Annotated in this window: 5 protein-coding genes; 4 read left to right on the forward strand and 1 reads right to left on the reverse strand. The window is 58.2% G+C overall.

The features are described from left to right. Positions 1-100: 100 nt before the first annotated feature. The 3 genes from NGM68_RS00770 to NGM68_RS00780 all read left to right on the forward strand — a co-directional run bounded on the left by NGM68_RS00770 (position 101) and on the right by NGM68_RS00780 (position 5,487). Positions 101-328: an antitoxin VapB family protein gene (locus NGM68_RS00770; protein WP_252699756.1), complete on the forward strand. Its 228-nt coding sequence runs from the start codon at positions 101-103 to the stop codon at positions 326-328. Continuing rightward, positions 315-725 (forward strand): type II toxin-antitoxin system VapC family toxin, encoded by a 411-nt coding sequence (locus tag NGM68_RS00775; RefSeq protein ID WP_252699757.1) that lies wholly within the window; start codon positions 315-317, stop codon positions 723-725. The genes NGM68_RS00770 and NGM68_RS00775 overlap by 14 nt, the downstream gene beginning before the upstream one ends. Before the next feature lie 1,444 nt (positions 726-2,169). Further along, the gene (locus tag NGM68_RS00780) at positions 2,170-5,487 is read left to right on the forward strand and encodes a hypothetical protein (protein ID WP_252699758.1); all 3,318 of its coding nucleotides are present in this window, start codon (positions 2,170-2,172) and stop codon (positions 5,485-5,487) included. Positions 5,488-6,122: 635 nt separating this feature from the next. On the opposite strand, the gene NGM68_RS00785 is transcribed toward NGM68_RS00780, so the two are convergent. Then, positions 6,123-6,368: a hypothetical protein gene (locus NGM68_RS00785; RefSeq protein ID WP_252699759.1), complete on the reverse strand. Its 246-nt coding sequence runs from the start codon at positions 6,366-6,368 to the stop codon at positions 6,123-6,125. 1,080 nt (positions 6,369-7,448) lie between these two features. Here NGM68_RS00785 and NGM68_RS00790 point away from each other — a divergent pair. Next, on the forward strand, positions 7,449-16,550 hold the full coding sequence (locus NGM68_RS00790) for a S8 family peptidase (RefSeq protein WP_252699760.1): 9,102 nt from the start codon (positions 7,449-7,451) through the stop codon (positions 16,548-16,550). Positions 16,551-16,921 lie beyond the last annotated feature (371 nt).

Genomic DNA, 16,921 nt, shown 5'->3' on the forward strand with positions numbered 1-16,921 from the left:
TGCAGGACTCGAGTACGTCACGGCTTTCACTCTTAGCTTATGACTGGCTTTGAATCATATCCACGAAACGCTTTTGCGTATGAGTACCCATACACAATATATGAGTAAGAACATAGCAATTTCCGATGACGTCTATCGCGAACTCAAACGCGAGAAGGGAGACCGCAGCTTCAGCGACGTCATCAGGGATCATCTTGAGGAGCGCCGCCAGCTCGCCGACATTACGGGCGCAGGCGTCCTCGACCGAGAGACGTACGACGACGTCAAAGACGATATCGGGCGGTTGAGCCGCGGTACGCTCGAGAATCTCGACAATGAAACTTTGTGACACGTCGGTGCTCGTCGATATCGACCGCGGCGGGGTCACCAACCAGGTCGCTAAACTCGATGATGAGGGGCGCCACGCGATCAGTGCGGTCACGGTCACCGAACTGCGCCTCGGTGTGAACAAGCGATACGCGGATAGTGGGACACGACAAGACGCACTCGAGGATCTCGGGCGGCTACTTGCGCGGTTCGAGATTGTCGACGTCGATCGTGCGGTCGCGACCGCTGCCGCTGAAATCATCAGCGAGCTCCAACATCAAGGCACGCCACTACACGACCTCCACGACGTTTACATCGGGGCAACGGCGATGGTCGAGCAGCTCCCGGTGCTGACCGGGAACGTCGACCATTTCGACCGGATGGATGGCGTGACTGTCGTCGACTGGTCGACGTTTTGATGAGTTTCATGTGAACCGCCTCGAGATCACATATTTCGAGATGGTGGGCGTCTCATCATCAAGCGAACTCCTTCGGTTTCGCTCAGTCACGCGAGAGCGTCGCTCTCTCGAATAGCCCCAAGGCACTCGGCCACTGTGAACCGCCTCGGGGTCAAGCCCCGAGGCACTCGCCTTGAACCGCCTGTAGAACTGCCCAAACCACCCGGGTGGGGTTGAAAGGGGCCGACCGGTGGGCGAAGCCCGGTCTCGCAAGCACTGCAGTCGAACGGAGTGAGACGAAGCGCACAGCGTCGGCCGCGCGAGTCGAGCGGTCGGGGGCTTTCCCTCGATACTATTCGAAAACACCTCACAAACATCAAATATTGTATCTTATCACACACTCACAAACCCAGATCAACAGAGTGTCTGTCGGTCGTTGAGACAGTTCAATGGAATCGAATAGACACTTATTACGAAGCACTCTAGTTACGGCATATTGGAGTTCCTCGAGTGAGGCGGTCTCCATCTCCTGAGTGGTGATGCAGTCTCTGTGAGTCTCCGTAGCCCAATCAAGTCAATGGCGACAGAAAAACACACCACGCCACCAGCTGTTGAATCGACTTCTTCCTCCGCGGATGTAGATGCAGATGAGGATGCGCTTTCAGAATCGGCGTCACATACCGAATCGGATACGATCGAAGCCTCGAGTACACGAGAAACGAAGCCCAGGGGCGAACCAGGGGATACGGTTGACCCACCCTCTGCGTCTGCGTCCGAACTCGAGGAACCCGAGACACGGACGTATCTCGAGATCCGACCATCGACGAAGGGACTCAATCTGTTTGCAGTCACGCAGGCAATGGAGTCACTTTACAGTCGTCTGGAAGCGGCGACGACGAGTGGGCTCTGGAATACGCTTCGAGGGAAGGCCAACGCGCCACTCGTTGAGTGGCTTCTCGTCGCCGATGGAAAATCGGATACGAGTATTCGCTATCTGGTTGGAACCACAGATGAAGCGTTTCTCGAGGAACTCGAGACGATTTGTCGAACCTGTATACCGAACTCGTATGAACTCACCAAGGTGCAGTGGCATCCACAGCATCTCGTAGACTCACTGGATACAGTCCCGGATCGCTCGAGTCCGAATTCACAATCAATACACCCAGATCCAGATTCAGATCCAGATCCAGATTCAGTGTCAGACTCGAGTTCTCACTCACGCTTACACTCGTCTTCGACCTCGATCTCGAACTCAGATTCCCCTCCGCACGTAAATCCACAACCAGACTCAGCCAGCGAACCACCGTACGTTGCAGGGGTAGAATACCGTGGGAAAGCACACTTAGCCCGTGATTGGCTCACCTCGTTTCGATCGTTCGAAGCGGTGCTTCCCCCGACAACAACCCACCCTGAACAACACACCCATGAGTCACATCGCGTTCCACTGGCGACGCTCATAGAGACGATGTGTGAGGTAGACGTCCCCCTCATCTACCAGGTGGTGTGTCGCCCAGCAGGATCCCTCCAGGCAGCGGCCGATTCCTATCAGATCGAACTCGAGGGCGGGATCGTCACGACAGGGGACAAGATCGCCGATTTCATGTTTTCAAGCACGGAGCCCAGAGATCCCGATTCGATCGAACCCACACCGGCCTATAGAGATCGCCTCGAGTCACTCGCGCATCGAGATCACCGACATCCCTTTCAGGTATCGATCCGAGCGGTTGCACTCTCGAGGAAGAATCCACAGCGAGCAAACGAGGCAGCACACCATCTTTCAGGTGCGTTCGATCACCTGAGTGGCCCATTTCACGAGATTCGTGGTCACGTCGTAACCGATGACGACCTCCACAACCAATCTCTCCCGCCAGGGAGTCACCTCTTTGAGAAACTCAGAGATCGGGTGTGTGATGAACTGACCTACGACGCGCTGAGGAATCGACCGCCATGGAGAGCACACGAGAGTGCTGGGCTGGTAATGTCCGTCGAGGAACTCCCTGCAGTCTGCCTACTCGACGGCGTCGGATTGACCGCACATGGCCAACGGGCACTTGAGGCACGCCACTCAGAGCGAACGGGGCTCCCACTTCCATCGCCAGAGGCACTGGAGCGATATTCGGGAGCTGGACAAGCACTGTGTCTCCCACTGACTGATGATCGACAACCTCACTCTCAGCCCTTCGTTTTGCGACCCGCTCTCCAGGATCGCCATCTGTTCGTTATTGGGGACACTGGCTCGGGGAAGTCGGTGCTCACCACCACCGCACTCCTTTCGAATATAGAGGCTACAGCAGGCCCGGAGATCCTGTTCGATTACAAAGGTGGAGGAACGGCCACCGAATTGCTCCAGGCTCACTACGCGGCTCGTGGCGACCTCAGTGACGTTCTGTACTTCGACCTGACCAAGACGCTGCCTGCACTCTCGATCTTCACGATCAGGCCACTGCTCGAGGCAGGGCTCTCACGCGAGGAAGCTCGTTCACGCATCGCTGGCCACTACGAAGAGATCCTTTCGGGGTTGATGGGGGAAGAACAGTACTATGGCGCAACGGAGTCGACAAAGGCGATTCGAAATCACCTCCGAGCACTGTTCGATCCGATTCACGGTTCGGAGACGGTTTCGCATAAAGAACTCTACGATGCACTGCAACAGACGCTCAGTGACCGGACACCACCATCAACCTCCGATGAGCGCCTCACTGCGTATTTTGCAGGCTTACTCGAGCGAGACCGGGACGTCTTCAATATGATTCTCGGTGGGGCCGTGGCTCGAGTCGAAACCATCGCGACGGATGATCGCCTCGCACCACTGTTCGATCACGTCTACGTTCCAGAAGCAGATGGTGAATCCACAGCCAAGTCGGATACTCCAAACCTCGAGTATACAGCCAAGTCGGATGCTCCAAACCTCGAGTACAGAGACGGCAAACCCGGGCATACAGACGAATCTGACACTCGAGACCGCGGGTACATAGCCGAAACCAAATCTCGAGACCACATCCATGCTCGCCCCCTCTCTGAATCACAGGGGACTCGAGGGGGTCACACTCTCGAGGATCTCGAGGATCTCGAGGATCTCGATACTCTCGCTGCAATCGATGAGGATCGCGAGCCGTATTTCGATTTCACCGATATTATCAACGAGGACGTTGTCGTCGTCTTCGATTTCGGTGGAATGGAAGAGCGAGTTAAACGGGCGCTCACGCTCGTTTTGCTCTCGAATCTCTGGAGTGCGCTTAAAGCGCGCTCTGAAGACGATAATCAAAATCGGAAGCCACCACGGGTCAACCTGTATCTCGAGGAAGCCAGAGATGTGGCGACGACACAGTTAGTCGATACGCTGTTGTCACAGGGGCGTTCGTTCGGCTTATCGATCATGCTGGGGGTGCAATTCCCCGGCCAGCTCCGCTCGGCCGATCCATCGAATCAAACGTATGAAGAGGCGCTCAACGAGATCGGGACGTTCGTCGTCGGGAACGTGAGCATTGAAGAGGATCTCCCAAAGGCCCTGGCAACTGACGACATCCAACCAGCGAAGGTGGCACGACGGCTTGCGGCAATGCGTCACGGTGAGTGGCTCATCCGCCCAGCCGCTGCATTCGGAGCCCCTGCACCCCGGCCATTTCTCGGGCGTTCTCTCACACCACCAGCCGGCCATCCAGTGAGTGAACAGCCACTAAAAGGTGAGGAGTACCAGTCGTTTGAAGCTGCGTTCGACTTACTCACAATCGAGACATGGAACAACGCAGGCCTGGGGTACGAATCAGACCCGGTTCTCGCCGACCCCATCGATGGGTCAGCCAGCGATGAGACCCAATCCGAAGAGCTTCGCGTTGACTCATTGTTACCACATACGAAGCGGATGCCCGATTGTGTCAGGTACAACGAGGCCATCGATGCACTCTGTTGTCGGATCTGCCAGAACCGATATGACCCAACCATCGAGGGCATGAAACGCGCAATTGCCTGTTGTCACGCCCTCGAGGACGTCGACCCTGCTGACATCCCCGCCTGTGAGATCAACCTCAAACTCACGCCCGAAGAACGAGAGGAATCCCCGTGGACAGACCGACAACTTCTCTTCATGCAGACAGTCTACAACGCCCAGCAACTCCGGTATGATCCACTCGAGTACGATTTACTCCACGACTCGATGATTCGCCTCCAGGAGTACGTCGGAATCGACACGGAGGAGATTACCCCACTCCTCGAAGCAGACGTCCTTCGTCACGATGCCGATCACCCACACCGCCTGTATTCCGTCTCACCCGAGGGACGGACACTCATAGGCGAAAGCTACCGACAGGGCGTCGATTATGGCCACGGCGAAGGCGATCTCGAGGAATCTTCCCAACACGTCTTCGGCATCGAAGTCACCCGACAGTACCTCGAGGCTACCTACGTCGACGACCCTGACTCGAGCGTCACCGAGATCATCCCCTACTACGATATCGATGGGAACCACCGCCTCGACCTCGCTGGGGTCGATGCAGATGGCGAGATCATCATCACAGCAGAGGTCGAACGGATCAATAACGACGTTCACCGTGCCGTTCCCGATGATTTCGATAAAATGGCTTCCGTCGAACCCGAAGAAGCCATCTGGGTCGTTATGAAACAGGCCGATGGGCACAAGGTTCTCTCTGCGCTCAACAACCCACCCGAAGGCCCACCTCGAGTCACCAAGACCTATGCCGAAACGACCCCACCCCAGCAGTTCCGGATCGACACACCCGGTTTGACCGCTATCTACCCGGCTGAGTGGCTCAAAGATCAATACTAGTCCAGTCCCAATTCGTCGCTCGAGAGCAGCGTTCGAGGAAGCTGATGCGGTTCCTCGAGATCATAATCGGGTGTAAAGCCCGCAATTAGAGCGATGTGAGGTGTGTGAGGGTGAACTAGGAAAAGGAAGATGGAGCGTGGGGAGGAAAATAGCTCGAGCAAGGGCACGATCCGGGAACCACTTCAGGGTACTCGAGCGTGTCTCGAGGTTCCCTGACGCGTTTCACAGCGTCTCGAGCGGACTCGAGCGTCTGGAGTCTGCTCTCGATATCCTGTCCTGTAGGATTCACGACGATGCGTACGTTTGAGTCGAAACCTCGAGAGAGTGCGACCGCAACAGGGAGAGTGAGCGGACGACCATCGAAACGACAGTCGATACTCCATATTCCGTGCTCCATACTCAAATACGACTGGAATACTCGAGATATCGTCCCTAACCCTGTTTTTGGCAATCTCGCTATCGAACCACTTCGTTCACACACGTATGACCCCTGATCCTCTGAAAAGTCGATCTCCGTATCTCACATAGCGAATACGGAGTAAACTACCCCGCCCTACTCGCTCCCTCCCGTCTTGTGGCGGTCGGTCACTCCTTGAGGGCAGGGCTTTCCCGCAACGACATTGTGCCCCGCGACCTCATGCATGGACGCGGCCCGGCTTCTTACCGTCCACGCTTTCGACGCGCTCCTCCCTTCCCTCCTCGCTTTGCTCGGTGAGGAAGTGGGCTCCGCGCTTCCCGCCAAAGCTAAACCTGGACTCTCTGCTCACCGCACCCCCTCTCTCGCCGAGTATGAACTTCTCACCTGTTCGATCACCACCAATCCCACTCGAGTCCAACATCACCCTCAAATCTCGATACGTTATGCACCCCTCCTCAAACATGCTCGAGTAGACAAGCCAGCCACATTGACCGTTCAAACCGACCGTATCGACCGTCTACGCGGCCAGGGCGCCCGTTTAGGGACACACTCGAACACCCAAACTACCCCGATCTCGGGCGGTGAATCCTCAATTCTACGGATCCAAAACCGATAGACTGCAACCGATTATGAAAAACGTTCTATTAAATTGATAATTCGCTCATATCATATATTCGTCTGTTCTATTCGCCCCGTAGAAGCCTCATAACCTCCAATCCCAACTGAGATTCTCTCCTGAAACCCGTTTTCATCACCTCCTATAAATGAGATCGAACGCCACCCCAAAACGCAAGACGAGAACCGATTATGAACTCCTCAGAAAGGGATTTTGCCACCCTCGGTGAGACGAACTCGAGTCACCCAACAAACTCGAACACCCACTACGCACGGACGAAACCCACGAACAATACATCCCTCGAGTTAGCTCTCTCCACTCCTGATCCGCACCTAGTTCTACCGTACCACGACTTCACAGGCTTATTTGCGGATTCCGTACGAGTTCATGGGTGTGAGAAGACCCCAAACCAGCCTTAACAGCGTACAAGAGCGTCCCCGAGTACACCGAACGCAGACTGATTCTCTCTGAGAACGTGGAAATTTCAGCGGGGCGAGTGTCCCGGTTTTGGTGAGGACACTGTCGTTGCAGGTGTCATCGAAGAGGTCGTACTTGCTCATGCGTCGAGGAGGAGTGGCCCCAGCATCGGTGAAAACCCGTTCGAGTATTGACTTCACAGTGAGCCCATTACCCGGTCACCACACGGTCGCTCACCTTTGTCTGGTGCTTGCTCCCTCGAGATTTGATTTGGATGGCATATCAGAATCACATCATATCAGTAATGAATAATGGTGCATATCACTCCACGCTAGTGAAAACCACCCACGCAAGCAAGGACGCTGCATCCTCTAATGGCCAAAAGTATTATTATAGATATCTTGAAAGTCTTACGAGTTAATGAATTCCGGCAGGGGGAAACGGAAGCAGTCTAGGTGCGGACGAACGACACGGTCGAACGGGGGATCGCATTCACGGGGGTGGATGCGTGTGCTCGAGAGTTCGGCTCACGCGATCCTTGTGATGGTGATGGCGCTGTTGATGGTGACCAGCATCATGGTTCCAGCAGTGGCTGCGGGATCGTCACCGGCGGCCGACGGCGCCAGTGATCCGCTTGAATCGGCGGGTACACCGCTCGATACCGCCCTCAACACTGAACGGGAACGGAGCCACGCTGACACCGACCACGATCAGTCTAACGACGCCGACACCGAGGATGTCTCGGCGGTGTCCGAGGGTGACACTGCGAGCGGAACGGATCACGAGATTACGCTCATCACAGGCCAGACGATTCACGTCTCTGAACAGGCCGATGGTGGCCTCACTGTCCATACCTCGAGTAACGACGTCCTCCACCAGGTTGACACCCCTGATGGAACGTACGTCTACCCCGAGAGCGTCGATTTGAGTGTCTACGACCGGGAGCTGTTCAACGTTGATCGGCTCATCGACGAGGGGATGACTGACGCCGACGCCGAGACGATTCCAGTGATTATTCGTGCATCGGAACATTCCGATGAAGTTCGAATGAGCGATGTCGGTGCCTTCGATGCCGTCGAGGGGTATGCGGCGACGCGGTCGCTCACCCTCGTCGACGCCACGGCCGGCGAGATCCAGAAGGATCGATCGGCACGCACACTTCGCACGCTCGAGCGCGAGTTCGAACTCGAGAGCGTCTCTCTCGACCGGACGGTCGACGTGGCAACTGACACCTCCGTCGACGCCATCGCGGGTGAAACCGCTCGGGAAACACACGACGTGAACGGCACCGGCGTGACGGTCGCAGTCCTCGACACCGGCGTCGACACCGACCATCCGGATCTCGCGAACGCGGTCGTCGATCAGGCCGACTTCACCGGCGACGGAACCGGCGACGTCAACGGGCATGGCACCCACGTCGCGGGCACGATCGCCGGCGACGGCACCGCCAGCAACGGCACGTTCGTCGGCGTCGCCCCTGGGGCGAGCATCGTGGACGTGAAAGTACTCGGTGATGCCGGCTCCGGCTCAACGTCGGGCATCATCGAGGGGATCGAGTACGCGATCGACGAGGACGTCGACGTCATCTCGATGAGTCTGGGCGGGCCGGGTGCGCCGGATGACCCGCTCGTTGAGGCCGTTCATGGGGCGGTTGATGAGGACATTACCGTCGTCGTCGCCGCCGGAAACACCGGCCCCGATCAGTCCACGATTGACGTTCCCGGGAAGGCCGAGCACGTGATCACGGTCGGTGCCACCGACCACCGGGAGGACGATGTCGCGGGGTTCTCCTCGCGCGGCCCGACTGCGACCGAGCTGGCGCTCAAACCCGATATCGCCGCCCCAGGTGTCGAGATCGGGGCCGCCCGCGCCGACGGCGCCTACGATCCGATTGCGGACTATCCTGAGTACGCCCGCATCAGCGGTACCAGTATGGCGACTCCCCACGTCAGCGGGGTCGCCGCGATGATGCTTGAGCAGAATCCCGACAAAACCCCGGATCGCGTCAAGGACGTCCTCCTCTCGAACGCAGACGTGGTGTCGGGCACTGATGACGCCTACGCGGTCGGCGCCGGTCAGGTGAACGCTACCCGAGCGGTCTCGCCCGATCTGGTCGTCTCCAACGCCACCGAGAGTTTCGGAACCGTTAGCGGTGACGACCAGGTGACGCGCACGCTTGCCGTCGAAAATCCGACGGACGAGACAGTCGAGTTGGCCGTCGACGACCATCTCCTTGAGACTACCGGTGGAACCACCCACGCCGAGCTTGTAACGGTCAACCGGACGAGCCTGACGCTCGACCCCGGTGACGTGGGCTATGTTGAGTACACCATCGACGCTACGGCTGGGGGGATCTTCTCAGGACACGTCGAGTTTACGAACAACGCGACGGCCGAGACCCACCGCGCGGTGTTCGGATTCGCCGTCGGGGACGAAGTGACCGTCGAAAAATCGCCTTACAGCGCTGATGGCTCCGTAGAAGGTGATGAGGTGTGGGTCTTCTCCCTTGAGAGGGGCAGTTCCCAGACGCTCACGGTCGAGAACGGGCAGGTCTCGTTCATCAGAACCGGTGAGGAGTATCAGCTCTGGTCGAGTGGCTACGACGAACCCACTAACACGCCGATCAAGACCGCGACCGCACTCAATGCGAGTGACGCCACCACGGCGATCCTTGACGAGCAAGCAACGGTCGCCTACACCATCGACGACTCCGAACTCAACGCTTCGCTCCGTTCGATGCAGGTGCAGCCGAAGATGCAACACCACACCGATCACGGAGATCGGCTGAGTTCGCGGAGTTTGTATGACAATATTGACGCCCAGACGGTTCGTTTCCCGAAGGGGGCAGAGTACAACGCCAGTGTCCACCACGTCACGGTTTCGACTGACCAACACGATGGCGGAAATAACGTCGATGTTGATGACGTCTACTGGCTCGTCTACGGGACGGTCGGTGTTGACGGCGACCAGAAGTTCGTCGTCAATGAATCCGAACTCGGCACGTTCGAGCGAACGTATCTCCGCAGTGCAGAAAACGAACGTATCGCTCCTTTCTTCAATAGCCAGACGACCGTCTGGGAGGACTACGGTTCTGGAAGTACGTCGTTCGATGTGCGCGACCGAACCGAACAGCGGATCCATGTCACCCAGGAGGCGATCTATCTCTCAAACGGTGTAGTGCACGACGGTTCGCTCAGCTCGCAGTCGCTGACCCCACCCGAACCGGGTGGAGTTCACCAGATCGATTTCAATCGACACCCCTACACGGGAACGTTCGACGGCTTCATCATTGAGGACTGGCGTATCGACCTCTACGGTGGCTACCTATCCGATCAGAACACCCCTCGACACGTCTATAGAAACTGGGATCACGGCTCATCGTACGTGGTCACCGTCGACGGAACTACGATCGACGAGGGAACAGAACACAATCACCACTTCGACTCGATTAACGACATCGAACTCGAATCCGGTCAGGAAGTCAGCGTCGAACTTGTGGGGGAGAACCCAACGGGGGTACTCTCTACCCAGGTCACAACGGATGCACACGTGACCTACGAGGAGTATGGCGACAACACCCCGCCGCTGCTCCAGCACGTCGACGTCAACGGCCTCGACGAGTACAACAGCGTTGAGTCCAGCGAGGTCACGATCACCCTCGTTGTCGAGAGCAGCGACGGCCTCGCCGAGGACGACCTCGCGTTGCTGACAGCCACTGAAGACGTCGACGATCCCGCGTTCACCGATGCCACCGTCAATCCGGCTGGGACATGGGATACATGGGATCTCGAGATCGTCGATACCGATGGTCAGAGTTACCTCCTCGAAGCGACGGTGAACGCGACCGACGAAGAAGGCACGCTTCATCTCGCGACACGCCTCGTCGACGTGGAAGGCGATCGGTACGAGACAACCGTTCGCGACGCGTTCCACGTGGGCGACCCGCCATCGTTCGATGACGGTGACAGTGGTGAGGACGAACCGGATGAGGTGCGCGATCAGACGATCACCGGACAGTTCATCCAGGCAGACGGCGACCCGGGCGTCAATCACACGGTGATAGTCAACCGGCGTGATGATGGCTCCTTCCTCTATGCGGACGCCGAGACGAACGCAACGGGCCACTTCGAGATTGACGTGGCCAGCGGGTACGTCTACGATCTCACTTACGTCCAGTGGTCGGCGTTCTCCGATGGGGAGGTTGAGATGCCACGAGATGGGAACGTCGACGTAAAATCGATCGCCTCGGTCGATCTGACGGACGAGGAGGCCGAGAGTACAGCGACGGAGCCAACCGCAACCGACACCGTCTCTGGCCTCACGGCCACGAGCGGATCCGACGGTTCCGCGACCATCATCGACACGAACGAGACGGAGCTCGGCACGATCGAGCTCCCCATTGGCCACGTCTTGACTGTCGACGCCAAAGACGAGAGCGGAAACCTCGTCGAGAACGCAACGAAGTTTGTCTCCGATGGGGCTCCAGAGGAGTTCATGGGCATCGGAATTAACTTGGACACACTCGGTGAGGAACCCGGCCTGGAAATGAACGGCTCGACGACGGTCACCGTTTCGCCGCCTGAAAATGACGACCGATTCGTCGACCAAGAGTACGAACTCGAGTTCAATGTAACCGAGGATACGCACGCCGAGGTGGTTCTCGAGGAACGTGAGACGGTAACGCTCACCGGCCAGGTGTTGCTCGCCGACGGCACCCCGGCGGCGAACGATCAGATCCATATACCAGATCCGAACGGCTTCCAGCACGTCGCCACCGATGCTGACGGCTACTTCAGTACGAACGTCACCAGTAACTCGACCCTCTCACTCGGCTACTATCAGGCCGCCGAGAACGACTCGTTCGCCCCCGTTCGTGACGGCTCGCCGGACGTCTACTCCCTCGATCGTATCGAGGTCGGGGACGAAGACACCGATGTCGGGACGTACCACCTGCCTGATGCGTCGGTACTCGACGTGGAAGTCGTCGATAAGGACGGCCAGCCCGTTGAGAACGCCCAGGTGAGGGTCGTCGCGTACAACGAGAATCGATCCAACGGCTTCGGAACCGGCTTCGAGCCGTCGACCAACGCCGACGGGTGGCTTGATTTCGAGAGCGCGGACGACACCGGGATCGAAGTCACCGGTGAAGTGACCGTTCAGGTCAAACCACCGGAGAACGACGACCGGTTCGACACCTACACGTACGAACAGGAGGTGACCGTCGAGGAGGACACGTCGCTACAGTTCGAACTTGCAGAAGACGCGCCCGAGCAACCCGATACCATCACCGGGCAACTCACCCTGGCTGACGGGACGCCAGCGGCGAATAATACGTTGCTCGTGAACAAACGGAACGACCGTTGGTTCTATGACCAGGTCGAAACCAACGAGACGGGACACTTCGAAGTCCCCATCGAGAGCGGCGCCGTCTATGATCTCGTCTACGTTCAGTTCCTGGATGACGACGGGTCAGATACTGACGTGCTTATTCCCCGAGACGGCAACGTTGACCTCTATAACGTTGCTTCGATCGACTTGCGCGATGGTGGAGAAGAGACATCCAGCGGGCCGCTGACGCTCGATCCCGGTGTCGAGGGGATGACAACGACAACGGCGAGCGCCTCGGGCGTCTCATCTGCGATCATCAACACGGACGATCCAGCTCTCGGGGAGATCGAGCTGCCGAAAGGTCACCCTGTTACCGTTGAAGTCATCGACGAGGCCGGAAACCCCGTCGAGAACGCAACGGCGACCTACACCGATGGGGCACCCGAGGAGTTCATGGCCACTGGATTGGTCGGCTTCACCGAGAACGACGGGCTTGCGTACTGGAACGATGCCCCACATCCGGGACTCGAGATGAACGGATCCGCGACAGTGATGGTCGAACCTCCGGAGGGCGATAGCCGCTTCGTCAATACCACGTACGAGTTCACCCCGTCCGTCACTGAGGGGACTAATATCACCATCGAACTCGAAGAGCGGGATAGACCCACCATAGCGATCCAGGAACCCGCTGACGGGTCGACTGTCAACGAGAGCGCGGTGGCGATCCTCTATGAGCTGGCACACACCAACGTTGACGACGCCGCAGCCGTCGAGTACCGCATCCTCGACGACGGTGAAGCGGTCGTCGACTGGATTGACGCGCCGTTCGAGGCGACCGGCGAGTCGGTGACACTCGACACCATCACGCCCGAACTCGAGGACGGTTCGTACGAACTCGAGATGCGCGTACTCGATTCGGCAGGGGACGTGATCGAAGTCTCGAGCGCGGTCGACAACAGTGCGTTAGAGGTTTACACGACAGCACCGGTGATTACGCTCATCTCGCCCGACGAAGGTGAGCACCCGTACGAGTCGGTACTCGATTTCGATGTCGACGTCGCTCAGGAACGCACCGTTACCGTCGAATATCGCACCGACACTGACGTAACCGACTTCACCGAACTCGAATCGCCGTACGAACTCGACGTCCTCGGCGAAGCGTGGACTGAAGGCCCGACAACGGTAACGATCCGTGCAACCGACGATCTCGGCAACGTTGCCGAGGAGACGTTCACCTTCGAATTCGTCTCACTGCCGTCGATCGACGCCGTGTCACCAGCAGACGGGGCACTCATTAACGAGACCGCCCCCACAATCGTCGTCGAATACAGCGACAATGACGTTCCAGGCGACACCGGTGTTGATCCCGACAGCGTCACGCTCGACGTTGACGGGGAACCGGTCGATCTCACCGAAGCGACGACCCTGACGGACACACACCTCGAGGTCACGCTGTCCGATCTCGATCTCGATGAGCCACAGAATAGTACCCACACGTTCACCGTCACGGCTGCAGACCAGGCCGGATACACGGCCACCGAGACGTGGAACGTCACAGTCGATGCGGAGGCGCCAGAGGTCGACCTCGACGCGCAGCCGGCGAACGAGGCGTATCCCAACGTGAGCATGGCGAACCCGGCGGTCATTACCGTCAGCTCGGATGACGTCAATCACGAGTCGACCACCGTCGAAGTGCGCAATGCCGCCGATGAGGTCGTCTTCCCGAAAGATGTATCAGACAAAACGGGCGCTGGTTCGTCCCACGAGTTCGAGTGGCTACCGATTGATACCTCCCAAGAACGTCTCCCAAGCGGCGAGTACACCGTCGTCCTGACGAGTACTGACGCTGCAGGCAACATCGGGACGGCGTCGACGACGATCGCGGTCGATACCGACGATCCCGTTATTGATCTCATCGCCGTCGACGGCGGCGAGCTATCAGACGACGAAACGACGCGATACGCCAACGGGACGCTCAACGTGACCGTCGACGCGACCGACGGAACCGCGGACTCGGGCGATGTCGAAGACGTCGAGGTGACTCTCGAGTCCACGTTCACGAACTACCGCCAGATCGTTGGGGCCGAACCAGTGACTGGAGAACCCAACCGCTGGCAGGTGGCACTCGATGCAGCCACACTGCCTGATGAGGGCGAGTACGAACTCCGCGTGAACGCGATCGACGCCGGTTTGAACGAAGCCGAACTCGTCGCCGACGAAACGCTCGTCTACGACGAGACGCCGCCGCGGCTCTCGACCGTGTTGCACCTTGATGAAGAGAGCGACGACGGGACGGTAGTCGTACGTGCAAACGAGCCACTCGCTTCAGCGCCAACGGTGGTCGTCGAACACCCGGACGGAACCGAAGAAACGGTGGCCGTCACCGAAGACGGCGAGAACCGGTGGATCGGTACCATCACCGCCACTGACGACGGCACCTACCGCGTCGAAGCGACGGGAGCGGATTACGCCGGAAATGTGGGAGTGGATACGGCAACTACGACCGTCGAGTACGTGGCCACTGAAAACCGCACGGTCACCGTGTACAACGAGGACACAGGGACGGTCATCCAGTTCAACACGACTGATGACGTCACAAACTCGTTCGTCACGGTTTCTGAGAGCGACGTCCCGCCGGCCGACCTCGAGGAAGATCTCTTCGGTGTGGGCTTCCTCACGACACAACTCGGCACTGAACTCGAAACTGAACTCACGAACGCGACGATCTACATCCCGGTTGATGAGAGTCACCTACCTGATGGGGTTGATCCCGAGGCCGTCTCGATCACTCACTACAACGAGTCGACAGAGACCTGGGAGGAACGCCCGACTGAAATCCACGACCTCGATGATGAGACCCGTTCAGGCACCTACTGGGTCACCACAGTCGAGCACTTCTCGACGTACGGAACGGTCATCGCCGACGAGCAACCACCATCCCTGCTCGACCTCAGTCACGGACAGGAGGCGACGGTTGCCTGGAACACCGACACGCTTGACGTGACGTTCGAGTACGCCGACGCACTTTCCGGTGTCGACGCCTCGGCAATCGAGGTCGATGTCGATGACGTGTCTGTGACTGACGACGACGCTACACAGATCACCTCGAGTACGACCACGCACACGCTCGAGCCCGAAATCGGCCAGACGACCACGGTCACAGTGACCGTCTTCGACAATGCTGGAAACAGCGACACGTTCGAACAGAGCGTAACGGTCGCCGAACCACCCGCACCGGTCGTCACCAGCATCGATCCGGTCGATGGAACGGAGTTCGATCCAGGCATCGAGATGGTTGACATCGCGTTCGACGTTGCCACTGATGGGATGGCCATCGACGCATCCGAGTCGACGCTTCTCGTCAACGGCGATTCAGTGGCCATGACGATTGACGACGGAACGGTCAGCGCCGCGATCCCCGTCGCAGACGACGAAGACTACGACGTTGAACTCACGCTCGTAGATGAGTGGGGTCACACCGTGTCCGAACCCCTCGCGTTCTCGGTTGCTGCCGAGGAGACGGGTTCCAGCCCACCACCACTCCCACCGATCGGTGGTGGCGATGATCCCGTAGACGATCCGTTCGTCTTCCAGTACGAACCGTCCGCCCACGGTGTGGTCGTCATCGGTTCCGACGCGACGGCCGGCGAGACCGACCTGACGACGTTCCAGGACGTGACATCTGACAGTGTCAGTCTCATCTCGTTCGAAGGTGAGTCGGCCGTCACGCAGTCGACGTTCGATGTCGCCGTTGAGTTCGATACCGCCGACACCTCGTCGATCGATGGAACGGCCGTCGAAACGATTGCGATTGACGACGAGGACAACGCACTCGAATGGATGACGCTCACGTTCGCGGTCGATGAGACCGCACTCCCGGCTGGAATGACCGCCGATGACGGGGTACTCTACTACCAACCCCACGGCGAAGAGCAGTGGCACACCGCTACATTCGACCAGAGTGACAGCACGTTCACAGTCACTCTCAAGGAGTCGGGAACGCTCGCCGTTGTCGTGCCCGCAGAAGACGACGAGGAAACGAAGCCGGACGAAGATTCCGACGAGTCGACGGAACCGGATGACGACACAGACGACGGGACGGATCCGGATGACGACACAGACGACGGGACGGATCCGGATGACGACACCGATGACGACGAGGTACCATCCGAATCGCCAGACGATGACGATTCAAGTAGCGATGGACTCCCTGGATTCGGGTTCACTCTTGCAATCAGTGTCCTCCTCTCGTTTGCACTCATCCGTACTCGCTGGCGGAATTGAAACCTCGTTCGTTCAATTTAGTGGCGTACCAGATCCCGTGGGTTGAAGCCGGTTGACGGTGCTAGCGCCACTGTTGCAGTCGTTTCCAGTGGCTCGGTTGTAGCCGAGCCAGTCGATGTCTTGACCGGTATCGGCATTGAACCTTATTTGCTGCCTTGCTCGGAAGGGAGGTGGCACCGATCCCGCAATCGAGATCTGTTGGTTTGTGTTTGTGAGCGATTCACCGGAGGAGCCAACTCACGTGAGAACGACAAGCGGTCAATACTGAAACGTAGTGGCGGTCTTAGAATCGACCCGCAACGTTCACTACTAGTGCACGTGGGTCGTAAAATACCTCACCGGCCGTTACAATCATAACATCTGATAGCCAG

The organism is Natronosalvus vescus (assembly GCF_023973145.1).
GTDB classification, from domain to species: Archaea; Halobacteriota; Halobacteria; order Halobacteriales; family Natrialbaceae; genus Natronosalvus; species Natronosalvus vescus.